The organism is Nocardia sp. NPDC059180 (assembly GCF_042754945.1).
Lineage (GTDB): Bacteria > Actinomycetota > Actinomycetes > Mycobacteriales > Mycobacteriaceae > Nocardia.
The window spans coordinates 35543-59715 of the sequence record NZ_JBHZBU010000011.1 but is presented as its reverse complement, the minus strand read 5'-3'; the positions used below and the strand labels follow the sequence as shown (position 1 = coordinate 59715).

The window sequence follows — 24173 nt, the reverse complement described above, 5'->3', positions numbered from 1 at the left end:
GGTCATGCCAAACTCCTTGTCCGGACCGTGAACAGGCCCTGCGGGCGGACCTGCAGGAAGATCACGATGATCACGAAGACGATCACCTTCGCGATCGAGGCAGTCGTGGAGTACTCGATGAAGGAATTGAGCAGGCCGAGCGCGAACGCCGCGATCACCGTGCCCTTGATCTGGCCGAGCCCGCCGATCACCACCACCAGGAACGCATCGATCAGATAGCTCTGTCCGATGGTGGGGCTGGTCGAACCGATCAACGTCAGCGCGACACCGGCAACACCGGCCAGGCCGGAACCGATGAAGAAGGTGCTGATATCGGTGAAACGCGAGGACACCCCGCTTGTTTCGGCGAGATCGCGGTTCTGCACAACCGCGCGAATCCGGCGCCCGAGCGGTGTCGTCTTCAACACGATCGCCAGCACCGTCACCGCGACGACCGCGAGGACAAGAATGAAGATCCTGGTCTTGGGGACCACGGCGTCCAGAATCGTGACGCCACCGCTGAGCCATTCCGGCACCAGCACGTTCTTGGCCGGCGCACCGAAGATATCGCGCGCCAGCTGCTGTAACACCAGGCCGACACCGAAGGTGACCAGCAAGGTGTCCAGCGGGCGGTGATACATCCAGCGGATCAGCCCCATCTCCAGCGCCGCCCCCAACGCGCCGCCGACAAGGAACCCGACCAGCAACGACACACCGGCCGAGGAAAACACCTGCTGGACAACGTAGGTGGTGTAACAACCGGCCATAATGAACTCGCCGTGCGCCATATTGATCACGCCCATCTGACCGAAGGTCAGTGCGAGACCCAGCGCGGCGAGCAACAGGATCGACCCGAGGCTCAGCCCGGTGAAGAGCTGGCCTACAACGACTTCCATCAAGAGCTCCGTATCTCGTCGGTGGGTTCGCGGCCCCCTCATGGGTCTTTTCCGAACGCTGTCGCCGGATGCCTCGTCGAATCAGGCGTGAGCATCGGGAAAGACCAGGCCGCGAACCATTTCCTGCGGAACTGCGGCGGCGGTCGGCATCCGCCGCCGCAGTCGTCGGTCTACTTCAGGCCCTCGGCCCAGGTGTAGGTGTCGAGGTAGGGGTCGGGCTCGATGGGCTGACCGGAATCCCACACCGTGTAGATGAGGCCGTCCGGGCGGATCTCACCGATGCGGGCGGTCTTGGTGATGTGGTGGTTGGTCCCGTCGATGGTGACCAGGCCCTCGGGGGCTTCGAAACTCACGCCGTCGGCGGCGGCCTGAATATCGGCTACCGCGAACGAGTTCGCCTTCTCCACGGTGTTCTTCCACAGGTACACCGAGGTGTAGGCGGCCTCCATCGGGTCGGAGGTGGGTTTGCTTGCGCCGAAGGCGGCCTTGTAGGCGTCGACGAAGGCCTTGTTCTGCGGGGTGTCGACGGTCTGGTAGTAATTCCAGGCGGTGAGCTGGCCCGCGATGTTCTGCGCGCCGATACCGGCCACCTCCTCCTCGGCGATCGACACCGAAACCACCGGCATATCGGCCGCGGTCAGGCCCGCATTGGTGTACTCGCGGAAAAACGCGACGTTGGAATCACCGTTGAGGGTGTTGAAGATCGCGTCCGCGTCGGCTGCGCGCACCTTGTTGATGATTGTGGAGAAATCGGTGGAGCCCAGCGGGGTGTAATCCTCACCCTTGATCTCGATCCCGTTGGCCGCCGCATATGCCTTGATCTCGCGGTTGGCCGTCTGCGGGAACACATAGTCGCTGCCGGCCAGGTACAGCGACCCGACGCCCTTCTGCTTCAGGTAGTCCAGCGCGGGCACGATCTGCTGATTGGTGGTTGCGCCGGTGTAGAAAATGTTCTTGCTGTCCTCCAGTCCCTCGTACTGGACGGGGTAGTAGAGCAGCGAATTCAGGCTCTCGAACTTCGGTTTCATCGCCTTGCGGCTCGACGAGGTCCAGCCGCCGAACACGGCCGCGACACAGTCGGCGCTGATGAGCTTTTCCGCCTTCTCGGCGAAGGTCTTCGGATCCGATGCACCGTCTTCGGGCACCAGCTCGATCCGCTTGCCGAGCACACCGCCTGCGGCATTGATCTGGTCGACGGCCAGCTTGGTCGAATTGGCGACGGTGACCTCGCTGATGGCCATGGTGCCCGACAGCGAATGCAGCGAACCGATCTTGATCGAGTCCTTGGTGGTGTCGACGCAGGAGACGGCGTTCGCGCCGTCGACGGTGGCGTCGTCCCTGGCGCCGCACGCGCTCAGCAGCACACCGGTCAACGCCAATGCGGTCGGCACCACCAGCGCCTCGAGCGTGCGGGATCGGACGGAGCCGCGATGTCGGCCGGATCGGGAGGAATCGGACATGCGCGAACCCTTCTCACTCATCAGTTGTGGCGGCGGCTCCGCAGGGGTGCCGCACCGAATACCTGCTGTTCGCGCCGGTCACGAACGTCGACCGGGTTGTATACAGAGCCTGTATTCGTGCTGCGAAACGTTAGACAGAAGTTGTTGCGCCGGAATATCTCTCGATGACCAGTCGGTTTCGTGCGTTGCCGTGAGGTGAAACCTTGCGCACACCGTCCCGGGTAGGCGCGGTGAGGTCGCCCCGCGCCTACGGTTGCGTAGCTCTCAGGGGTGCGGAAAGCTTCGATTCGTAGTTGTCAGCAGCCGGAAACCCCTTCACGGTCGTGCGACCGCGGGGCGGTAAGTCGAGGAGGACGCGGTGGGGCATTACAAGGCGAACCTGCGCGATATCGAGTTCAACCTGTTCGAGGTGTTCGGCCTGGACAAACTGCTCGACACCGGGGCCTACGGTGACCTGGACTCCGACACCGTCCGCGAGATCCTGGCCGAGGTCAAGCGCCTGGCGGAGGGTCCGGTGGCCGAATCGTTCGCGGCCGCCGATCGCGACCCGGTGGGCTTCGACGCCGCCGACCACAGCGTCACCGTGCCCGACGCGCTGCGGCAGACGTTGGAGACGGTGCGCGAGGCCGACTGGAGCAGGCTCGGCCTACCCGAAGGGATGGGCGGTACCCCCGCGCCGTCAGCGCTGGTGTGGGCGGTCAACGAGATGATCACCTGCGCGAATCCGTCCGCCTCGTTCTTCAACATGGGTCCGGTCATGGGAGCTGTGCTCTACAACATCGGCACCGAGCAGCAGCAGCATTGGGCCACCCGCGGATTCGAGAAGGGCTGGCAGGGCACCATGGTCCTCACCGAGCCCGATGCGGGCTCCGACGTCGGCGCCGGCCGCACCAAGGCGATCGAGCAGCAGGACGGCTCCTGGCATATCGAGGGAGTCAAGCGGTTCATCTCCGGCGGCGACGTCGGCGACACGGCGGAGAACGTCTTCCACCTGGTGTTGGCGCGTCCCGAAGGCGCGGGTCCGGGCACCAAGGGGCTGTCGCTGTTCTACGTGCCGAAATACCTCTTCGATCCCGAGACGCTCGAGCTCGGCGACCGCAATGGCGCCTACGTCACCAACCTCGAGCACAAGATGGGCCTGAAATCCTCGCCAACCTGTGAGGTCACCTTCGGTGGCGACGTGCCTGCGGTGGGCTGGCTGGTCGGCGAGGTGCACAACGGCATCGCGCAGATGTTCCAGGTGATCGAGAACGCGCGCATGATGGTCGGCGTCAAGTCCAGCGGGACCCTGTCGACCGGCTATCTGAACGCACTGGCCTACGCCAAGGAGCGCGTGCAGGGCGCCGACCTGACCCAGATGGCCGACAAGGCCGCACCGCGCGTCAGCATCACCCACCATCCGGACGTGCGTCGTTCGCTGATGATGCAGAAGGCGTACGCCGAGGGCATGCGTGCGGTCTACCTCTACACCGCCGCGCACCAGAATGCCGATGTGGCGCAGCTGGTCTCCGGCGCCGATGAAGAGCTGGCCCATCGCGTGGACGATCTGCTGTTGCCGATCGTCAAGGGTGTCGGTTCCGAGCGGGCCTACCAGTACCTGACCGAATCGCTGCAGACCTTCGGTGGTTCGGGCTATCTGCAGGACTACCCGATCGAGCAGTACATCCGCGACGCGAAGATCGACTCGCTCTACGAAGGCACCACCGCCATCCAGGCGCAGGACTTCTTCTTCCGCAAGATCGTCCGGGACAAGGGGGTGGCCATCGGCCACCTCACCGGCCAGATCAGCGCCTATCTCGACGCGAAGAGCGGCCGCTTCGACACCGAACGCGACCTGCTGCGCACCGCACTCGCCGACGTGCAGGCCATGGCCGCCATCCTCACCGGCTACCTGATGGGTTCGCAGCAGGAACCGGACGAGGTCTACAAGGTGGGCCTCGGCTCGGTGCGCTTCCTGCTCGCCGTCGGCGATCTGCTCATCGGCTGGCGCCTGCTGGTCCAGGCCGACATCGCCGCTGCGGCCCTCGCCGGCGAGGTGAGCGAGAAGGACCGCGCCTTCTATGCCGGGAAGGTCGCGGCAGCAACGTTCTTCGCCAGGAACGTGCTGCCTACGCTGACCGCGGTCAAAGGTGTGATCGGGTCACTGGACACCGACATCATGGGATTGGACGAGGCGGCGTTCTGAGGGTGCGTTAGTCGGCCAGCAGTTTCAGCACTACCGGCCGCGACAGAGTTCCCGAGACCTGGCGGGCCAGTTCGTTGGCGCTCGTGCCGTCGGCATGAGCGGCGCGCAGGGCGTCGGCCAGTTCGGCGCGGGCGGCTTCGGCGGCGGCTCGAGCGGTGCGGAGGCGGTGGGCGGCTGTCGCGACCGGGTCGGTATCGGCCGGGTCGGCGGTGCCGTTCGGGCCGACGTACGGGGTAGGTCCGGTGCTGTTCGAAGCGGGGGCGTCATCGGCGTGGGTCGCCCTCGCGCTGGCGGAGCCGGTCGTGGCGGCCCGGTACTCGGATTCAGACGCTGGTTGGACCGACTCTCGCCTCCCGGGGCTCGAATCCGGGAGCTGGTCCGCGGCGGAGGTGGGTGCCTGCCGACTCGATCCCGGTCCGGTCAATATATTGACCGGCGATGCCGGGTCGTAGCGCACGGCCGCGCGGGCGAAATCAGCCATGAACTCGCGGATGGTCGTGGTGTCCTCGGCGGCAGGGCCGAGCAGCAGCCTTGCGGTCTGGGGGAGGGTGTTGGCCCAGTTCGCGATGCCGCACAGGGCGATGAGCAGCAGGCCGGCCCGCTGCTCGTCAACACCGAATTGCTGCTGGGCACGGTCGAATTTGCGTTCGTAGAAGTCGGCACGCCAGCCGTCGACATCGTGCGCGTCGGCGCCGCGGTGCAGGGCCTCCCACAGCATCAGGCGCAGCAGTTTCGGGTTGTCGTGGTGGTAGTCGAAGAGCTTGGCGACATAGTCGCCGACCTCGGTGTCGGCCAGCGGCTGCACCGTCTCCATGAATTCGCGCAGGCTGTCGATCAGGATGACGTCGAACAGCTTGTCCTTGCTGCCGAACAGGCCATAGATGCGTTCCTTGTTGACCCCAGCGGTCTCGGCGATGCGATCGACCCGCGCGCCCGCGAGGCCGTGCGCGGCGAATTCGTCGCGCGCCGCGCGCAACAGGGCCTGCCTGGTGGCGTCGCTGCGTTTGGTGGTGGGCGTCATGGGGAGGACATTACCATTCCATTAAACCAACTATTTGGTTGACAATAGCGGTGGATCGGCCGTACGCTTCCCGGCATGGCATCGCCGACAGTCCCTCTCGCCGTTCCGGATTCGGTTCCGACGTCCTCCGCCGATCTGCCCACCCACGCCTCCACCGCACGCACCCTGCCGGTCTTCGTGCTGTCCGCCCTGCTGGCCACCGGCCAGATGTACCTTCCGATCCCCCTGTTCGGCGCCATGACCTCCGAATGGCAGGTCGGCTCCGGTGTGATGACCTGGATCATCAGCGCATTCGCGTTCGGCTACGCGGGCGGGTTCGTGCTGTTCGGCCCGCTGTCGGACCGGTTCGGTCACCGCAGGGTTCTCGTCACTGGCATGGTCGCCGCAGCGATGGTCACCCTGTTGACCGGTATGGCCTTCAGCGCAGCGGTAGAGATCCCGCTGCGCGTGGTGCAGGGCCTGGTCGTCGGGTCGATTCCGCCCGCGCTGATGGCCTATGTCGCCACGCGGATCGTGCCGAAGCATCGGCCGGTCGTCACCATGTCGATGGCCACCTCGTTCCTTGCGGCGACGGTGCTCGCGCAGATCGTGTCGCAAGCAGTGGTCGGCTGGTTCCCGTGGCGCACCGTCTTCCTCGGCTCCGCCGCCGCGTTCGCCGTACTCGCCTTCGGGCTGCGCGCGGTCATGCTCGACGACGCGCCGAGCACCGCGAATCTGCCACTGCGCGACAGCTATGCCGCGATCCCCGCGGTGCTGCGTATCCGGGCCCTGCTGCCGATGCTGATCGCGGGCGCCCTGAGTATGGCGGTGATGGTCGGCGTCTACACCGGCATCGAAATTGCCGGTCTGGTCCACGGCTCCGGCGAATTACTGGCCCTGCGGGCAGGCGCTCTCCCGGTGATGCTGGCCCTACCGCTGCTGGCGATCCCGCTGGCTCGGCTCTCGCGACGCGGCCAGATCGTGCTCGGCGTCCTCATCGCCGCGGCCGCCATGATCGCCGCCGCCCTCGTCGGTACCGAGGTCGCCGCGCTGACGGTGCTGCTCGCCATTCTGGTCGGAGGCCTCGGCGTCATCGCCCCCGCCGTCCTCCAATCCGCAGGCGAACTCGGCGGCGACGCCCGAGCCGCCGCCTCCTCGGTAGCCATGTTCAGCTTCTATGTTGGCGCAACCACCGGCCCCCTCATAGCCGCCGCAGCTGCCCCCCACGGCTTCCCCGCCCTCTCCTGGACCTTGGCCACCCTCCTCCTACTGGCCCTCCTCCTCACCCTCCTCGCGCCACGGTCCTCAACAGGACCCCAACAGCCGAACCGCCGCTGATTAGTGGTACATGGCTGCGGCAAACGTCGAGTAGACACCGCAGCCAGGTACCACTCGATCAGAGCTCGGGCCAGGTGGGTGGGTCGAGGCGGGATTGGATGCGGGATACGTCGGTGTCGGCGGGCATTTCGTTGGTGATCTTGGTGATCAGGACTTGGATGTCGATTCGGTCGGGGTGGTCGCCGGAACGCAGGAGTTCGGTGGCGATTTGACGCACTTCGTCGTCGGAGAGGCGGCGGCGAAGCAGGGCCAGCAGCGGGATGTAGTCCGACTCCGGGACACCCTCGGGATAACCGGCGCGCAACCAGTCGATGATGGCGTTCAGGAAGGGTGGCATCTCGGCATCAATCGGGGTCCGTGAGCGGTTCGGCCAGAGGCCAGCCACCGGCCGCCAGATGCGATGCGACGCGCGAGATATCGTCGGCCGCGGGCTGTTCCTTGGCGATCCGGGTGATCGCATCCTCGATATCGGCGTGGGTGATCTCGCGCTCCGGGTTCTCCCGCGCCAATTCCTCCGCGACGGCGGCCACCTCGTAGTCGGTGAGGTGCCGGTGCAGGACCGCGAACAGCGCGACGTAGTCGGAGCGGGGTACGCCCTGCGGATAGCCCGCGCGCAGCCATCCGATGATCCGGCCGAGCAGTTTCGGCCGCACCGGTCCGGGTTGGGTGGGGTTGGTCGAATCGGTCACTGCACGCCCTTCAGGACTCGCCGAAAAGATGAATGCCGAACCTTGCGGCGAGGAATGCCTTCGCGGTGTAGAGCACGCCCGCCACCACCGCGGCGATCACCAACGCCAGACATGCCAGAGCACCGGCGAGTGCCGGATAGTTGCGCTGGACGGCGCCGCCCTCGGTGCGGGTTTCCGACACCGACCAGAACCGGACCCCGAACGCGAAGATCATCGGCAGGCCCGCGCCGAACACCAGGCCGGCCGCGACCACCCGCCACAGCGAGTTCAGATTCGTGACAAGAGTCTGCACTGCTTCTCCTAAACCTGCGCCGAGCGATTGTGTCCGGTGTCCGGGCCGGGTGAGGCGCTGTGGCGCACGTCCTCGATGATCTCCGGCTCCGCGGTGCCGACCGCGCCATCAGGGCCGTCACCAGGCCATTCGTTGACATTGCTGGTGTCGACGGGGTTGCGTCGCGACCGCAGGTAGATCAGTCCGGCGAGCCCGATCAGCAGCGCGAACACGACGAGCACGCCGGGCAGTCCGCCGATGAGGTGGGCGATGGCCCAGCAGATGGCGCCCATGATTCCGGCGGCGGGCAGCGTCAGCAGCCAGGCCACGACCATCCGGCCCATCACACCCCAGCGCACCTCGGCGCCTTTGCCGAGGCCGGTGCCGAGAATGGAGCCGGTCGCGGTCTGGGTGGTCGAGAGCGGCAGGCCGAAATGCGCCGAGGTCAGGATGATCGCCGCCGAGGACGACTCGGCGGCAAGACCCTGTGGTGAATCGATTTCCACCAGCCCTTTGCCAAGGGTGCGGATGATGCGCCAGCCACCGAGGTAGGTACCTGCCGCGATGGCGACCGCACAGGCTGCCATCACCCACAGCGGCATTTCGTCGTCTTTGGTGAGGCTGCCGTGCGCGACCAGCGCGAGGAAGATGACGCCCATCGTCTTCTGCGCGTCGTTGGTGCCGTGCGCCAGCGAGACCAGCGAGGCCGAGCCCACCTGGCCCCACCGGAAACCCTCGTTGACCTTGTCGCCTTCGATGCCGCGGGTGATCCGGTAGACCAGCCAGGTGCCGGTCGCAGAGACCATGGCCGCGATGATCGGCGCGAGTACCGCGGGGATCACGATCTTGGCGAGTACACCGTTGGATCCGTCGGCCCAGATCACGCCGCTCCAGCCGAGGGCGGCCAGGGTGGCGCCGATGAGTCCGCCGAACAGGGCGTGCGAGGAGCTGGAGGGCAGGCCGAACAGCCAGGTCAGCAGATTCCACAGGATGCCGCCGACCAAACCCGCGAACACGATGATCAGCAGGTCGTGCCCGGACACCGCGTCGAGTTGCACGATTCCTTTGGCCACTGTCGCCGCGACCGCCACCGACAGGAACGCACCGATCAGGTTCAGCACCGCCGACAGCGCGACCGCGATCCGCGGGCGCAACGCACCGGTCGCGATGGAGGTGGCCATTGCGTTGGCGGTGTCGTGGAAGCCATTGGTGAAATCGAATGCGAGTGCCGTGACGATGACGATGAGCAGAACCAGCAATTCAACGGTCACGCCGTCCAGTGTGCGGTATCCGTTTTGACGATTTTCATACGGATGCCAAATCGCGGCCTTGCCGTGTTCATCTAGGCTTGCCGCACCTCGGCCGTGGGCCGCCTGACGGCTGTCCGGGTTCGGAGAGGACGTCATGGTTCGGCGCGGCGGGGCAGCCTGCGGCGTCCGGTGCCGAGCTCGTAGGCGAGGTCCTCGTAGCCGATGGCGAGTTCGGTGAGGCATTCCCAGGCGCCGTGGATCAGCCAGGCCGGCGCGGTGGCCAGGGTGTCGTGTGCGCGGCCGGAGAGCATGGCCATGCGGTCGACGACGGTGCCGACGGTCTCGGTGCGCATATGGGCGCCGCCGGGTGGGATCGGAAGATCGGTGGCGATCCAGCGGTCTATGGCAAGGACGAGCCGGGCCCGTTGCCGGTCGATGTCGGTGGCCGCGCCGAATGCGGCTCGCGAGCGGCGGGTGTGCAGCCCGGCGAGCAGATGGGCGGCGCCGAGAATGGGGTGATCGCCGCGCGGCATGGCACGGCAGGCGGCGAGCAGCAATTCCTTGGTCGGCAGGGTCGACACGATTCCCCCTCTATTCATGGTGCCGGACAAGAGTTTTCGATCCTCGATCCGCTAATGAATTACCTCGCCTGATGCCGGGTCAGCCTTCGTGTCCCACGGCATTCCGACAACAGCGAGGCCGAACATCTCCAACGACGTCAGGCCCACATGTGTGGCCAGCTCATCCATATCGCCAACCAGTTCCGCAGCCTGCAACGCCGCCACCGCCTGGGCCACGTTCCTCACAACCATCAAGTCCAACCCGCCCATCGCTTGACGAGTGGTACTTGGCTGCGGCAAACGTCGAGTAGACCCCGCAGCCAGGTACCACACGCGGATCATCGGTCCGGGAGTTCGGCGCCGTGGGCGCGGAGGGCGTGGGTGGTGCGGGAAACGATGGTATCGGGGCGGTGGTCGAGTTGGTCGGCGCCTACGTGGACGATGGTCCAACCAAGCGCGTTCAAGATTGCCTGGCGGTCGATATCCCAGGATCGTTGGCTGCGGTCAGTCCAATGTTGTGCACCGTCGTATTCGACTGCCACATGCCACCGCCGCCAGCCCATATCGAGTCGCGCGAGTGTCATTCCCTCATGTTTGACGCTGATCTGAGTTTCGGGCGCCGGCAGTCCGGAGCGGACCAACAGCAGTCTGGTCCGGGTTTCGCGCGGTGACCTCCGCACCTGCGTCGATGAATGGCAGCAACGCTCGTGCCTTTGCGCTACCGGGGACAGGGGGTAGGCGCGACAGCAGATCGCAGACAATGGCGGGCTGCGTGCGCGTGGCGTGGCACAGCGCATCGATCACCTCGACGGCATTGTCGAAGTCGAGTCGCCTCGCCAGATCGATGGCGGTCCGAGCCGGGGTGGTGCAGCGAAACCCAGCGATCTCGCACACTTGATCATCGGGTATGCGGTCGCGATAGACCCGCACGTTCGGGAGTGGGCGCATACGACGCGGCATCACGATTTCCGCCGGGCGATCGTTCAGCCATCGGGTGCCGTACATGGCAGCCGCTGAGCATCCGGCGAGGATTCCCTCGCCCTTCGTCCAATGCCCTGCCGCGAGGGCACGGCCGCGTGCATCGAGCCGAATGCCCTTGGGTACGTAGACATCCGGATGCACCCGGGAGTAGTTGTTGCGCAACTCCCATGTCGTGATCAACCCCGCGCGCACAGCCCAGCTCCCTGGAAAGGGCTCATTCAGTTCCCCCATACCCTCAGATCATGCCTGCCCCGAGCCCCAGCCACTCCGCCATCAGCCAACCCATCCCCAGGCTGAGGTCACGAGTGGAACATGGCTGCGGCAAACGTCGAGTAGACCCCGCAGCCAGGTACCACTCGCTGAAACCTCACGGAAGGAGGGCGCGGACAGTGGTGATGGTGTCGGCTTGGTCGGGGGTTTTGTCGGGGCGGTAGCGGACTACGCGGGCGAAGCGCAGGGCTACGCCGCCGGGGTAGCGGGTGCTGGTTTGGACGCCGTCGAGGGCGATTTCGACTATCAGTTTCGGCCAGAGGTAGACGGTGTGCTGGTCGCGGGTGCGTTCGTGGCGAGGGAATTCGGCGGTCTGCCAGTGCAGTAGGGCGTCGGTGAGGCCTTTGAAGGTTTTGCCGACCATTACCGGTTCGCCGGATTCGGGGTCGCGGGCACCGAGGTGGAGGTTGGACAGGTAGCCGGTGCGGCGGCCGTAACCCCATTCCGCGCCGAGTACCAGCAGGTCGAGGGTGTGGGTGGGCTTGATTTTCAACCAGGAGCGTCCGCGGCGGCCCGCCGCGTACGGCGCGTCGAGCGATTTGATCATGATGCCCTCGTGGCCTGCCGCCAGCGCACCGTCGAAATACTCTGCCGCGGCCTCGGCGCCAGGGCGGATCAATGCCGGGATGCTGTGCTCGCCGGCGACCTTGGTGAGCGCGGCGCGCCGCTCGAGTAGCGGCTCGTCCAGCAGGTCGCGGCCGTCGAGGTGGAGGCAGTCGAAGAAGTACGGGTGCAGCAGGAGCTCGCGGGTGGAGGTCGGGATGGGCTGGATCTCGGTGGGTACCGGCGGCTGCGCGCTGGGTGGTGTCGGTGATGTGGTGGCATCCGAAGGCTCGACCGCCATGGTCACCCGGCGCGGCTCGGCGGGTAGCGCGGAGGCGTCGCCCGCTGTTCCTGCCGCCACGCCGGCGAGGCCGGGTTCACCCGACGCAAACCGCGCCATCGTCTCTTGGAAAGGCCGCGGTCGTCCGGTGTCGGTGAGGGCGAGGGTTTCACCATCGAGCACGACGCTGGTGCAGTTCAGGCCCGCGACCAGCTCGACGAGTTCGGGAACGTTCGCGGTGATATCGCGCAGGGTGCGGGTGAAAACCCACACGTCGGAACCGTCGCGGTGGACTTGGATGCGGGCGCCGTCGAGTTTGTGCTCCAGGCTGACGCCGCCGTCGAATTCGGCGAGGGCCTCGTCCAGCGCGGCGCCGGGGGAGGCGAGCATGGGCTGGATCGGGCGGCCCACCTCGAGCCGGAATTCGCGCAATGCCGCTTCGCCGCCGGTCAGCGCGGCGATAGCGGTGACGGGCAGTTTTCCGGACAGCATGTAGGCCCGGCGTACGAGTTCGAGCGGGACGTCGGCGGCCCTGGCGACCGCCTCGGTGACGACGGCCGTGAGCGCGCCCTGGCGTAGTTCACCGGTGAGCAGGCGCAGCAGAAACGCTTGCTCATCGGCGGTCGCCGCACGCCACAGACTGCTCAGCAGTTCCTTGCGCCGGTTCGCCGAGCCGGGTCCGGAGGTGTTGGCCAGCTCGTCGAGCAGTTTGTCCACCCTGGACGCGGTCAGGGTGGGGATGTCGGCCGCGGCCTCACCGAGAGCGGTGAGTGTGCGCCAGCCGGTGCCGATGCGGCCTTGCCGCAATTCCCCCGACACCCACGCGACCACGGCCGCGAGCTCGCCTGGATCGGCGGCGCTCAGCAGCTCGGCCAAGGCGGCGATCTTCGTTTTCCTCGACCGCGTGGCGCGGACGGTCTCCGAGGCTCGCACGACATCGGTGAACAGCACCTGACGACGGTAACCCGCAGGTGTGACATATCGCTCGAACCCGCTGCTAATTCTGCTATTGGCAGGTTTGCGAAATCAGCCATAAACTGGACATATGGCCAAGACTTACGTCGGGGCGCGGCTTCGTCAGCTGCGGACCGAACGCGGGCTCAGCCAGGTCTCGCTCGCTCAGCAACTGGAGATCTCGGCGAGTTATCTCAATCAGATCGAACACGACGTGCGCCCGCTCACCGTCCCGGTGCTGCTGCGGATCAACGAGGTGTTCGGGGTCGATGCCACCTTCTTCTCGTCCCAGGACGACACCCGGCTCATCGCCGAACTCCAAGAAGTGGTGATGGACGCCGAACTCGGTATCGAAGCCGATGCCAAGGAGATCGCCGAGATCGTTTCCGCGCACCCGAGCATGGCCCGTGCCCTGGTCAATATGCACAGCCGATACCGCAACACCAGCGCCCAGCTGGCTGCGGCCACCGAGGACCGCTTCGCCGACGGCGCGGGCAGTGCGACGATCAGCAAACCGCACGAGGAAGTGCGCGATTACTTCTATCAGCGGCAGAACTACATCCACGAATTGGATACCGCTGCCGAGGAACTCGCCAACCGCATCCGTTTCCACGGCGGTGACGTCAACAGCGAGATCGGGCGCATGCTGCGGGCGCATGGTGTGCGCATTCTCGAACGCATCGATCTCGGCGACGGTGTGCTGCACCGCTACGATCCGGAGCACCTGCGACTCGAGATCGCCCCGCACCTGTCCGGTGGTCAGCGCACCTTCAAACTCGCCGCCGAACTCGCCTATTTCGAATGCGGTCCGCTACTGGAGAAGCTGGTCGACGAAGGCAATTTCGCCTCCGAGGACACAAGGAAGCTGGCCATGCTCGGCTTGGCGAACTATTTCGCCGCGGCGACGGTCCTGCCCTACACGCACTTTCACGACATCGCCGAGGATTTCCGCTACGACATCGAACGGCTCTCGGCGTTCTTCACCCAGAGTTACGAGACGATCTGTCATCGGCTGTCCACGCTGCAACGGCCGGAACTGCGCGGTGTGCCGTTTTCGTTCGTTCGGGTGGATCGCGCGGGGAACATGTCGAAACGGCAGTCCGCCACCGGTTTCCACTTCTCCTCCAGCGGTGGCACCTGCCCGCTGTGGAATGTGTACGAGACATTCGCCTACCCGGGCAAGATCATGACCCAGATCGCGCAGATGCCCGACGGCCGTAAGTATTTGTGGGTGGCGCGCACCGTCGAGCGCCGTGCCACGGCTTTCGGGCAGCCGAGCAAAACCTTCGCCATCGGGCTCGGATGCGAACTACGCCATGCCGGACGGGTGGTCTACGCCGACGGTATCGATCTCGGTGAAGCCAAGGCAACCCCCATCGGCGCGGGTTGCCGGGTCTGTGAACGCACCAATTGTCCCCAGCGCGCATTTCCCCCGTTGGGCAAGGTGCTCGATATCAGTGAGCACCGCAGCTCGGTCTCCCCTTACGTACTCAAATAGCAGTTTCCCTGTGGCGGAACCTATTCCACGGAGACGGCGACGGTGTCGTCGGTGATCTCCTCGATGCGCACCGTCGGCGCCAGATGATTGCGCAGCCTGCGGTCGATCTCGCCGGCGACCGGAATGACGACGGCCGCGGCGGAGGTGGCGACGGCGTCGGTGAGGATCGCGGGCCAGTCCGGAACGGCGCGGGTCGACAGCGCCGCGATGACGGCCGCGGTCGCAGAATCGCCCGCGCCGGTGGGGTTGCCTGCCAGCGGTTCGGGTAGCGCGGCCGACCAGGCGCCTTCCGCGGTCACCGCGACCATGCCCTCGGCTCCGCGTTTGGCCAGCACGGCCCGCACGCCGTTATCGATCAACGGGCGGACCGATTCGACCACTTCGGCGGGTGTGTGCGGGTCTGAGTCGGTGAGTCGCCGCAGCTCACCGCGGTTGGGTGTGAGCACGACGCCGGGCAGCCTCGAGGCAAGGCGCATGGCCTCGCCGTCGAGGTCGCAGATGGTGGGCACGCCGTGGTCGAGTGCACTGCGTGCGATGTGCGCGGGCAGTTCCGGATCGATGCCGCCGGGCAGCGATCCGGCGATCACCAGCCCGGCGATATCGGGCAGCAGTCCGGTGACGCGGACGGCGAGTTGTTCGGCGGCATGGGGGTTGGTGATTCGAGCGCCCGGCTCCCACAGCGCGGTGGCCGTGCCGGAGCCGGATTCGCTGATCACCACGGTTCTGCGCACCCAGGGCAGGGCGTGCACGAAATCGACCGGCAACTCCAGTTCGGCGGCGGCGGCGAAGGCGTGGTCGGCGAAACCGGTGGCGCGTGCGTATTTGCCGAGTTGGTTGAGGACCCTGGTGACATTGATTCCCTTGCCCCCGATCCGTTGCTCGACCGATCGCACCCGGTGCGCCCGACCGCGTTCGAGTTCTTCGACCCGATAGGTCATGTCGTAGGCGGGATTCATTGTCACGGTGAGGATCACGACACCCACTGTCCACGTCTACGCGGGTTGCGCAACCGCAGGGGTGCATTCACGGCCGGTTTATCAGCGGTCCCGAAGTTTGCCGGCGCACATTGTGGGATGGCCCGATGACGTGACCGCGATTCAGCGACGCACCGGCACTTCGGCGGTGATTTCCGGGTCGGCCGGACTGCGCAGCGTCCGCGCCCAGACCGTGAAGCCCCACGCGACGAATCCGGCATAAACCAGATACAGCACGGCCGAGGGGTAATACCCGGCACGAACCAGCAGCGGGATGCCAACGATGTCGACGCCGATCCAGATCAACCAGAACTCCGCCAAGCCGCGCGCCATCCCGTAGGTGGCCAGCACCGAGCCGGTGAAGATCCATGCTTCGGCCCAGGGCCCGTAGGAACCGATCCAGGCGAAAACTTGCGCGAAGGCGACGGTGCCGACCGCCATGGCGGCGACGAGGAACCAGCGCTCGCGCACCGTCGCCCAGCGCGGATCGACGCCGCGATGCTCGAGCCCGGTTTCGGCGCGCGCATAGCGGTACCAGCTCCACCACCCGTAGGCGCTCACCGCAACAAACATCAGCTGGCGGCCCGCCTGACCTGCCATGTTCAGCTGCTGCGGGGTATTGAACACCCCGCCGACGAACACCGTGAACAGCAGCGCGTTGCCCGCCATGCCGATCGGCCACGCCCACACCCGCCGCCGCATACCGCCGATTGCCGACGCCATGCCGAAGCCGTTGCCGATGATTTCTCGCCACAGAATCTCCGAGCCGGCGATATGCAGTTTGGCATCGAGCAGGGTGAGGAACGGGTTCACCCTGGATGTAACCGGGGGCGGGCGCGATCTCATCCATCCCGTATCCGGCCGGTCCGGTCAGCGGGATGCGAATGCGGCCTTGTGCGCACGAGCTGCGGTATGTCCGCGACCGAGCAGCGGTCCGGCCGCTCGTCGCCAGACATGATCCGGCGCCGCGCTTCGGGAAGAACGCGCTGGTCGCGGAGAGGTTCAGATCGCCTGACGGGTCAACGGGTCGAACGACTGGCGCCGCTCGGCGGTCCGGCCTGCTGCCCGGCTGCTGCGGTCCGACAGCAGCTCCGCGGCGATCGCGACGGCGGTTTCGGCCGGTGTGCGCGCGCCGATACCCAGCCCGGCGGGTGAGTGCAGTCGGGCCAGGAGGGTCTCGTCGAAGCCGCCCGCGCGCAGATCGTCCATGCGACGGGCGTGCACGGGGGCCGAACCGAGGGCGGCGAGGTAGCCGACCTCGGGCAGCCGTAGCGCAACAGTGAGCAGCGGAATCTCGAATTTCGGATCCTGGGCGACCACCACGATGCCCGTGTCGGCCCCGATCTCACCGGCCGCCGAGAGCGTATTGAGATAGCGGTGCGGCCAGTCGGCCACCACTTCGGCGCCCGGAAATGATTCCGCCGTGGCGAAATTGGGCCGTGGATCGCAGACGGTGACGCGGTAGCCGAGCAGCTGCCCCTGAATCGACAGCGCCGCGGCGAAGGAATTGGCGCCGAAGATGATCAGTCGCGGCGCGGGTGCGAACGAGGAGACGAAGATATCGGACTGCGGCAGCGATACCAGTTCGGTGTTGTGCCGTTTATCGGTGATGAGGTGCTGCCCGATCACCTCCGGCTCCGGATTCCACACCACCGTGAATACGGTGACCCGCCGATTCGCGGCGACTTCCGCTGCGACGGTCGGAAACTCCGGGAAGTGATCGCGGGAGAACGGCTCCGTGAAAACATCGATCACCCCGCCCTCACGGCTGGGTTCGAGCGAATTGGTGACCGTCAGCCGGTGCATTCCGCGCTGCCCGGTGCGGGCCGAGGTCGCCGTGGCCTCGTATGCGGCTTCTTCGATGCCGCCCGCGGTGATCGAGCCGAAGACGCCGCCGTCGGGGTCGACCAACATGGCCGCCCCGATCGGTAGCTCGGTCGCACCATTGGTGCGCACAATGGTCGCAAGTCCGCCGGTCCGGCCCGAATGCCATACCCGCAACAGGTCGTCGACGATGTCCCGCATCACACAGCTCCGATCCACCGTGCGCCCTCGCGCGGGCGTTCACCGGACGACGCCCGTCGCCGAATCCGGCGCACGTGACGCACACCATATCGTCCCCGGCATACAAATAGGTGGGCGCGCCGGAATCTCGAGTAGCGCTCGCGTGAACGGCACACCAATGGTTGTGTGTGTTCACCATGGACACCGGTGTTCGCTGTGAAATGCGAGACATATCAACGGGTTAGCGCCCTGGTCGTGGCGTTTTCACACCATGGAATGCGCTACGGTGCGGCTGCCGAATTCGGCTCCGGACGCCCGGTCTGTGTGGAGTGGTATTCGCCACACTGCAACCACTCGCGGGAAGTGGTGTGCACCACAGCACGGCGGGCGGCGTCGAATGAATCGACGCCGCCCGCTTGTGGGGAACTCAGGAAAGCTCGACGCGCAACAGCACGGTCTCGCCGGTGGCGTCATCGACACCATCGTTGTCTGTCACGACGTACAGGCCGCCGTTTCCGGCGATCGCCATCCCCTCCACCTTCTCCTGCACCCAGCCGTTGGTTGCGGAAAGGTCAGGCAGCACATCGTGCACGCGAGTCTTGGCCGCGACGGTCGGCGCCGCGGTACCCGTGACGCCGGGCTCGCCGGGAATCGCGACCCGGTAGACGGCCTTGACCGTAGCTGCCGGCCCGCTGAGCTTGTCGCGTTCGAGTAGCAGCAGCGAATCGCCGTCGACCGCGATTTCCGAGACGCCGATCCAGTCGCCCTCGGTCGAGGTGGTCTCGAGCTGGTAGCCGTACCACTGCCACTCGCCCGAGGCCGGGGAGTACTTGCCGATCCGCGTCACGCCCTTCGGGTCGGATTTCAGTTCGCGCTGCAGCACCACCCACACGGTCTCCTCGGCGCCCGAGCCCTGCACGGCGACACCCTCGAGACCGTATTTACCCAGCTCTGCGCTGATGTCTTCGGGCAGGGTGATGCGCTGTTCGACGGCGCCATCCTTTGTCACCTGCACCAGGGCGTTGCCCGGGCCTTCTTCGCCCTCGACCGCGAGGTAGAAACCGCCGTCGGCGCGAGCGGCGATGCCTTCGATATCCAGACTCACCGCAGCGCCGTTCTCGGTGACCGCCAGCTCGGAATCGATGACGGCAGGTTGCGTCGAAACATCGAGGCCGAGGATCCGGGACGGGCCGTAGGCGGCATCGGTGGCGGTGTAGAGGCGGTCGGCGGCGGCCGGATCGGCGCTCAGCGCACCGAGCGCGCCCCAGCCGATCGGTGCGCCGTTCGCGCCATCGGCGGAGACGACGGACGGGAACTCCGGTGCGCCCCTACCTGCGAACTCGCTGCCGTAGCCGAAGACCGTCACCGCACCGCGCAGACCCTTCTCGGCATCGTCTTCCTCCGACGACACCGCCAGCAGATTGCGCGACGGGATCGGCAGGATCCCCTCCGGCCCGGCGTTCGTCGCGAGAATCTGCCGGAATTTCGGCGCGGCCGGATCGGCGACGTCGTAGGCCGCGACGAAATTACTGCGCTCGGAGCCGACAAGGACGACCGGCTTGCCGTCCAGTTCGGTAACGGCAAGGCCCTCGGGTTCGGGCCCCTTCTTCTCGGCGCGGCCCTCGGTGTGCAGGCCGGCGCGGACAGTCAGCTGCTCGAAGGAGTTGCCCGCATCCCACACCACCTCGCCGGTGGCGGCGTCGAAGATGGTCCAGCCGCGGCCGCCGCCTTTCCAGTCGCCTTCATTGGCGACGGCGATGTGGCCGTCGCCGATCCAGCCGACGGCATCGGGTTCGCGCGGGACATCGGCGATCGATCCGGACTGGTCGATGACGCCGTCCTCGGCGGTGTCGATGCCATCGACGCTCACCGTGCCCGCGGAGAACACGGTGCGGACCGTCGCGGTCGCGGTGTCGATGATGGCGATGCCGTTGTTCTCCTGCAGCGTCACCGCCACCTCGCCGCGCGAGTTCATGCTCACGTACTCGGGCTCGAGATCCTGCGGAGTGTCCAGACCGGCCTCGCGGGCGGCGGCCTCATCGATGCGGACCGGTGTCGCCGACCATCGGTCCGGTGCGCCGTTCAGCTCGAGAATCTGTACGAATCCGGTGGGCGGTTGGGGGAGATCTCCCTGCTCGCCGCCTGCGGGGGTGAACTTCTCGTCGCGCTGGTTCTCCATCGCGATGGCGGCGCGGGTGCCGTCCTTGCTCACCGTGATGGAGTCGGGCTGGCCGCCGAGATCGATGCTGTGCACCTTGGTGCGGTCGCTGATCCGGACGATGTCCACTCGACCGGACGGGTGCGCGAAATCGCCTCCGCTGCTGTCGATCACGACAAGGACGTAGTCACCGGACACCGCGACCGAGGTCGGCTGGTCGTCGGCGTGGCCGAGCTGTTCGAGCGAGATCGAGCCCGCGCCCGCCGGGGCGGCCGGATCGCTGAGGTCGAGGAAACCGATGCGCTTACCCGGCGCATCGGTGTAGATCAGCGTCTTGCCGTCCTCGGTGACCGTGGATATCTCCGCGACGGTCTGTGTGTCCGGTGCGACGCCTTCGGGCAGATTGCGGAAGACCGGATAGGTGGCCAACCGGTGGTAACTGGTCGCGGCATCGCGTTGCCAGCCGTCTGCTGCGGGCAGGCCCGCACTGCCGTCATCGGATCCGCACGCGACCGCCGCCACCGAAACCGTTGCCACCGTGGCGAATAGCCACTGCCGTCTCATCCTGGCCACCATCGGCCCCTTCCTGCTTGGCGCGCCTTCTCGCCGCGGCGAGAATTCCGGCGATCGTTGCCGAGCCGAATGACATCACGGTGACCGGAGGATGAATGCTGCGCGGAGTTTGCCGGGCCGGGCCGATCAGGCGAACAGATTCCGCACGAACGGCAGTGAGTCGGGAAGCGAATCGTTGACTGCGCCGTCGTGGCCGGTCGGGTAGGTGTGCAGGGTGACCGGCTCGCCCGCCGCGGCCAGGACGGCGGCGAAGCGCAGCGTTTGCGGCGTGATGACGTCGGTGTCGCGCAGGCCCTGGCCGAGGAACAGCGGCTTGTCGTAGCCGGATTCGGGCAGGCCCATGTAGCGGCCGAGCAGACCGTGCAGGTCGGGGATCTGGTTGAGCGGGCGGGCGAACAGGTCGCCGACGATGACGTTGTTCGCGCTCAGTTCGTCACCGAAGGGACCGATGCAGGCCTGCTGGGCGCGCGCGAGCCAGTCGCGGCCGGAGTCGGTCAGATAGGACTCGATGTCCAGCTCGGGATAAGTGGTGCGCAGGCCGTTGAGGATGTAGAGCACGTACGCGGTGGTGTGCGGGCTCAACTCGATCGGCGGCATTCCTGGACCCAGCGGCAGCAGGATGTCCTCGATATAGGCGGGCACGCCGGTGCCGACGGCACCGCGGTAATCGAGTTCCGGACCGCCGAACTCGGTGGCGTAGCGCGCGGTGAACACCGCCGCGCCGCCGCCCTGGGACTGGCCCACGGCCACCCACTTGTTCGACAGCGAATCGAACTGCCTGGTCGCGGCCTTCACGGCGTCGACCACGTTATGGGCCTCGACCACACCGTTGAGGTACGGATGCTCGCCCGGACCGCCGAGTCCGGCGTAGTCGGCGGCCACGATGGCGTAACCCTGCTCGAGCCAGGTGCCGAGGTATGCCCAGTCCCGTTCCACCGCGCCGGGACCGGCGACGCTGTAGGCGCAGTCGTCGCCGAGGCCGACGGTGCCGTGCGCCCATGCGATGACCGGCCAGCCGCCCTCGGGCGCCTCGCCCGGCGGGAAATAGACCGCGGCGCTGGTCTGGGTCGGAACCTCGCCCGCTCCGGTGGACGAATAGGTGATGCGGACCGAATCCACCGAACCCGGCAGCGTCGCCGCGGGCGCCAGGGGCTGGACTGAATCGACGACGCCGGTACCGGCCGGTGCGGCGTTCGCGCCGGGCAACAGCAGGGCCGCCGTCGCGCAGCCGGTGGCGATGGCGGCGGTGATCCTGGTGGTCCGCATGGTGCTCCTGTCTGAAGAACTCCGCATCGTCGCGAGAGAATGTAACTGGACGCTTGTCCTGGAGGTGGCTGCTTCCGAGTGTGCCTGATCGGTCGCCCGGAATCCTGCCCGACCGGCATCGGTGCTGGTCGCAGATCGTGTGATCGTCGGCGCGCCGCGCACCGTGCGATGGCGATCGGCCGGATGATTTCGACGAGTGGGCACACGGTCCGCGGGCCCGTCGCTTCCGGGCTCCGCGGCACTCGCGTGTCGTTGCGTGATGGGTCGCACAATGTCGCGGCCGTAAGCCTTGTGAGTGTGCTCACAGCCCGGCGCGTCGGCTGGGCAGGGCGCCGTACCACCCTCCGATCTCAAACAGTACGAGCGTTACGCTAAAACCGCATGTCAGCGCTACCCGTGAGTAGATTCCATGCTTGCAATTAGCCCGCAAATTTCGCAGAGTTAGCAACGTGCGGGTGAAACCTAGCTGAGATTCACAGTTCCAACAGGTAGACGGCTATTTCTGGATATGCCATCGTGTGGAAGTACACCCCTTGGGCCTAGCAAGCCTGCAAATTGCCGCTCCAGCAGTTCGAGCGAAACCTCCTCCGGAGGAGCACGGACGGCGCGGCACCGACCGAACGAGGAAGTGGAGTCACAGATGTCGACTGTCGGCACCCCGAAGACCGCTGCCGAAATCCAGCAGGATTGGGACACCAACCCCCGCTGGAAGGGCATCACCCGCAACTACACGGCCGATCAGGTCGTCAAGCTGCAGGGCACCGTCGTCGAGGAGCACACGCTCGCTCGCCGCGGCTCGGAGATCCTCTGGGATCTCGTCAACAACGAGGACTACATCAACTCGCTCGGCGCCCTCACCGGTAACCAGGCCGTGCAGCAGGTCCGCGCCGGCCTGAAGGCCATCTACCTGTCCGGTTGGCAGGTCGCCGGTGACGCGAACCTGTCCGGCCACACCTACCCGGACCAGTCGCTGTACCCGGCCAACTCCGTGCCGCAGATCGTGCGCCGGATCAACAACGCCCTGCTGCGTGCCGACGAGATCGCCAAGGTCGAGGGCGATGACTCGGTCGCGAACTGGCTCGCCCCGATCGTCGCCGACGGTGAGGCCGGCTTCGGTGGCGCCCTCAACGTCTACGAGCTGCAGAAGGCCATGATCGCGGCCGGTGTCGCCGGTTCGCACTGGGAAGACCAGCTCGCGTCGGAGAAGAAGTGCGGCCACCTCGGTGGCAAGGTGCTGATCCCGACCCAGCAGCACATCCGCACCCTGACCTCGGCCCGTCTGGCCGCCGACGTCGCGGGCGTGCCGACCGTCGTCATCGCCCGCACCGACGCCGAGGCCGCCACGCTGCTCACCACCGACGTGGACGAGCGCGACCGCGAGTTCCTGGACGGCACCCGCACCGCCGAGGGCTTCTTCGGCGTGAAGAACGGCATCGAGCCCTGCATCGCCCGTGCCAAGGCCTACGCCCCCTACTCCGACCTCATCTGGATGGAGACCGGCGTGCCGGACCTCGAGGTCGCCAAGAAGTTCGCCGAGTCCGTCCGCAGCGAGTTCCCGGACCAGCTGCTGGCCTACAACTGCTCGCCGTCCTTCAACTGGAAGGCTCACCTGGACGACGCGACCATCGCGAAGTTCCAGAAGGAGCTCGGCGCGATGGGCTTCAAGTTCCAGTTCATCACTCTGGCCGGCTTCCACTCGCTCAACTACGGCATGTTCGACCTGGCCCACGGCTACGCCCGCGAGGGCATGACCGCCTTCGTCGACCTGCAGGAGCGCGAGTTCAAGGCCGCCGAAGAGCGTGGCTTCACCGCCATCAAGCACCAGCGTGAGGTCGGTGCCGGCTACTTCGACAGCATCGCGACCACCGTGGACCCCAACACCTCGACGGCCGCCCTGAAGGGCTCCACCGAAGAGGGTCAGTTCCACTGATCTGTGTCTGACGGCGCCACCCTCGGGTGGCGCCGTGAGGCCAACTCCATAGCGAGTCCTCTACCCCGGTAGGGGTGTACCGCCCTCCCGCCCGAACAGCCCCGGGCGGGAGGGCATCCCTATACCTTGATCATTTGAAGGTGCCGGTCACCCCGGCCGCCGACCAAGCCAAACCCGACAGCCAAGACCTACCCCAGGAGCTGGACGTGAGCAGCGAAAAGATTCAACGTGTCGGAGTCATCGGCGCCGGACAGATGGGTGCCGGAATCGCGGAGGTGTGCGCACGGGCGCACGTCGACGTGCTGGTCTACGAGCAGACCCGGGAACTGGCCGCCGCCGGTCGCGCGCGCATCCTGCGCTCGCTGGATCGCGGTGTGAGCAGCGGCAAGATCACCGAGCGCGAACGCGAGCAGGCCGCATGGCGGCTGCGTTTCACCTCCGACCTGGGCGATTTCGCCGATCGCCAGCTGGTCGTCGAGGCCGTGCTCGAGGACGAGAAGGTCAAGACCGCCATCTTCTCCGAGCTGGACAAGGTCGTCACCGACCCGGACGCGGTGCTGGCCTCCAACACCTCCTCCATCCCGATCATGAAGGTCGCCGTCTCCACCAACAACCCGGAGCGGGTTGTCGGCATGCACTTCTTCAACCCGGTGCCGGTGCTGCCGCTGGTCGAGCTGGTCACCACGCTCAAGACCAGCGAGTCGGTGTCCACGCGGGCCGAGGCGTTCGCCGCAGAGGTGCTCGGCAAGCAGGTCGTGCGTTCGGCCGACCGCTCCGGCTTCGTCGTCAACGCGCTGCTGGTGCCGTACCTGCTGTCCTCGATCCGCATGGTCGAGTCCGGCTTCGCCACCAAGGAAGACGTCGACAAGGCCATGGTGCTCGGCTGCGCCCACCCGATGGGCCCGCTGGCACTGACCGACCTGGTCGGCCTCGACACCGTCAAGTCCATCGCCGACTCGATGTACGCCGAATTCAAGGAGCCGCTGTACTCCGCCCCGCCGCTGCTCATGCGCATGGTTGAGGCCGGGTTGCTCGGCAAGAAGACCGGCGCGGGTTTCTACCAGTACAACAGCAAGTAGAGCTGGCTGGACCGCCTCTCCGGGTTTTTTGCGGG

General features: G+C 66.5%; 22 protein-coding genes. 5 read left to right on the top strand and 17 right to left on the bottom strand.

Going from position 1 to position 24173, the window contains the following annotated elements; all coding sequences use genetic code 11:
- Positions 1–2: 2 nt before the first annotated feature.
- Both urtB and urtA read right to left on the bottom strand, forming a co-directional pair.
- Positions 3–875, bottom strand: a complete 873-nt coding sequence (gene urtB / locus ACFXNW_RS27360) for an urea ABC transporter permease subunit UrtB (protein ID WP_379420669.1) — start codon at positions 873–875, stop codon at positions 3–5.
- A 170-nt stretch (positions 876–1045) separates the two neighbouring features.
- The gene (urtA, locus tag ACFXNW_RS27355; protein ID WP_379420668.1) at positions 1046–2335 is read right to left on the bottom strand and encodes an urea ABC transporter substrate-binding protein; all 1290 of its coding nucleotides are present in this window, start codon (positions 2333–2335) and stop codon (positions 1046–1048) included.
- A gap of 358 nt (positions 2336–2693) precedes the next feature.
- Between urtA and ACFXNW_RS27350 the strand changes: the two genes are divergently transcribed.
- A complete protein-coding gene (locus tag ACFXNW_RS27350; RefSeq protein WP_379420667.1) occupies positions 2694–4520 on the top strand; it encodes an acyl-CoA dehydrogenase in 1827 nt (608 codons plus the stop codon).
- A gap of 7 nt (positions 4521–4527) precedes the next feature.
- On the opposite strand, the gene ACFXNW_RS27345 is transcribed toward ACFXNW_RS27350, so the two are convergent.
- Positions 4528–5541, bottom strand: a complete 1014-nt coding sequence (locus ACFXNW_RS27345) for a TetR/AcrR family transcriptional regulator (protein ID WP_379420666.1) — start codon at positions 5539–5541, stop codon at positions 4528–4530.
- Positions 5542–5616: 75 nt separating this feature from the next.
- Here ACFXNW_RS27345 and ACFXNW_RS27340 point away from each other — a divergent pair, with 75 nt between their 5' ends.
- The gene (locus ACFXNW_RS27340) at positions 5617–6858 is read left to right on the top strand and encodes an MFS transporter (RefSeq protein WP_379420665.1); all 1242 of its coding nucleotides are present in this window, start codon (positions 5617–5619) and stop codon (positions 6856–6858) included.
- Positions 6859–6916: 58 nt separating this feature from the next.
- Here ACFXNW_RS27340 and ACFXNW_RS27335 read toward each other — a convergent pair whose 3' ends face one another.
- The 9 genes from ACFXNW_RS27335 to ACFXNW_RS27295 form a co-directional block, all read right to left on the bottom strand.
- Positions 6917–7195, bottom strand: a complete 279-nt coding sequence (locus ACFXNW_RS27335; RefSeq protein ID WP_379420664.1) for a DUF3349 domain-containing protein — start codon at positions 7193–7195, stop codon at positions 6917–6919.
- A gap of 7 nt (positions 7196–7202) precedes the next feature.
- A complete protein-coding gene (locus ACFXNW_RS27330; protein ID WP_379420663.1) occupies positions 7203–7547 on the bottom strand; it encodes a DUF3349 domain-containing protein in 345 nt (114 codons plus the stop codon).
- A 10-nt stretch (positions 7548–7557) separates the two neighbouring features.
- Positions 7558–7839: a hypothetical protein gene (locus ACFXNW_RS27325; RefSeq protein ID WP_379420662.1), complete on the bottom strand. Its 282-nt coding sequence runs from the start codon at positions 7837–7839 to the stop codon at positions 7558–7560.
- Positions 7840–7847: 8 nt separating this feature from the next.
- A complete protein-coding gene (locus ACFXNW_RS27320) occupies positions 7848–9089 on the bottom strand; it encodes an anion permease (protein ID WP_379420661.1) in 1242 nt (413 codons plus the stop codon).
- A 131-nt stretch (positions 9090–9220) separates the two neighbouring features.
- Positions 9221–9649: a DUF4254 domain-containing protein gene (locus ACFXNW_RS27315; protein WP_379420660.1), complete on the bottom strand. Its 429-nt coding sequence runs from the start codon at positions 9647–9649 to the stop codon at positions 9221–9223.
- Positions 9650–9700: 51 nt separating this feature from the next.
- Complete coding sequence (locus tag ACFXNW_RS27310; RefSeq protein WP_379420659.1) at positions 9701–9880, bottom strand: hypothetical protein; 180 nt, start codon at positions 9878–9880, stop codon at positions 9701–9703.
- A gap of 86 nt (positions 9881–9966) precedes the next feature.
- The gene (locus ACFXNW_RS27305) at positions 9967–10212 is read right to left on the bottom strand and encodes an endonuclease domain-containing protein (RefSeq protein ID WP_379420658.1); all 246 of its coding nucleotides are present in this window, start codon (positions 10210–10212) and stop codon (positions 9967–9969) included.
- 4 nt (positions 10213–10216) lie between these two features.
- Complete coding sequence (locus ACFXNW_RS27300; RefSeq protein ID WP_379420657.1) at positions 10217–10840, bottom strand: hypothetical protein; 624 nt, start codon at positions 10838–10840, stop codon at positions 10217–10219.
- Between the two features lie 136 nt (positions 10841–10976).
- Positions 10977–12653 carry an ATP-dependent DNA ligase gene (locus ACFXNW_RS27295; protein ID WP_379420656.1) on the bottom strand — a complete coding sequence of 559 codons (1677 nt, stop codon included), beginning with the start codon at positions 12651–12653 and terminating at the stop codon, positions 10977–10979.
- 94 nt (positions 12654–12747) lie between these two features.
- Between ACFXNW_RS27295 and ramB the strand changes: the two genes are divergently transcribed.
- Positions 12748–14154 (top strand): acetate metabolism transcriptional regulator RamB, encoded by a 1407-nt coding sequence (ramB, locus tag ACFXNW_RS27290; protein WP_379420655.1) that lies wholly within the window; start codon positions 12748–12750, stop codon positions 14152–14154.
- Between the two features lie 20 nt (positions 14155–14174).
- Here ramB and ACFXNW_RS27285 read toward each other — a convergent pair whose 3' ends face one another.
- The 5 genes from ACFXNW_RS27285 to ACFXNW_RS27265 all read right to left on the bottom strand — a co-directional run bounded on the left by ACFXNW_RS27285 (position 14175) and on the right by ACFXNW_RS27265 (position 21129).
- Positions 14175–15137 carry a hexose kinase gene (locus ACFXNW_RS27285; protein ID WP_379420654.1) on the bottom strand — a complete coding sequence of 321 codons (963 nt, stop codon included), beginning with the start codon at positions 15135–15137 and terminating at the stop codon, positions 14175–14177.
- Positions 15138–15251: 114 nt separating this feature from the next.
- Positions 15252–15941 carry a nicotinamide riboside transporter PnuC gene (gene pnuC, locus ACFXNW_RS27280; RefSeq protein ID WP_379420836.1) on the bottom strand — a complete coding sequence of 230 codons (690 nt, stop codon included), beginning with the start codon at positions 15939–15941 and terminating at the stop codon, positions 15252–15254.
- A 189-nt stretch (positions 15942–16130) separates the two neighbouring features.
- Entirely contained in the window at positions 16131–17153 is a 1023-nt protein-coding gene (locus tag ACFXNW_RS27275) for an XdhC family protein (protein WP_379420653.1), read from the bottom strand.
- A 406-nt stretch (positions 17154–17559) separates the two neighbouring features.
- A complete protein-coding gene (locus ACFXNW_RS27270) occupies positions 17560–19866 on the bottom strand; it encodes an esterase-like activity of phytase family protein (protein WP_379420652.1) in 2307 nt (768 codons plus the stop codon).
- Positions 19867–19989: 123 nt separating this feature from the next.
- A complete protein-coding gene (locus ACFXNW_RS27265) occupies positions 19990–21129 on the bottom strand; it encodes an alpha/beta hydrolase family protein (RefSeq protein ID WP_379420651.1) in 1140 nt (379 codons plus the stop codon).
- Positions 21130–21769: 640 nt separating this feature from the next.
- Between ACFXNW_RS27265 and aceA the strand changes: the two genes are divergently transcribed.
- On the top strand, positions 21770–23059 hold the full coding sequence (gene aceA, locus ACFXNW_RS27260) for an isocitrate lyase (protein ID WP_379420650.1): 1290 nt from the start codon (positions 21770–21772) through the stop codon (positions 23057–23059).
- A 206-nt stretch (positions 23060–23265) separates the two neighbouring features.
- Complete coding sequence (locus tag ACFXNW_RS27255; RefSeq protein ID WP_379420835.1) at positions 23266–24138, top strand: 3-hydroxybutyryl-CoA dehydrogenase; 873 nt, start codon at positions 23266–23268, stop codon at positions 24136–24138.
- Positions 24139–24173 lie beyond the last annotated feature (35 nt).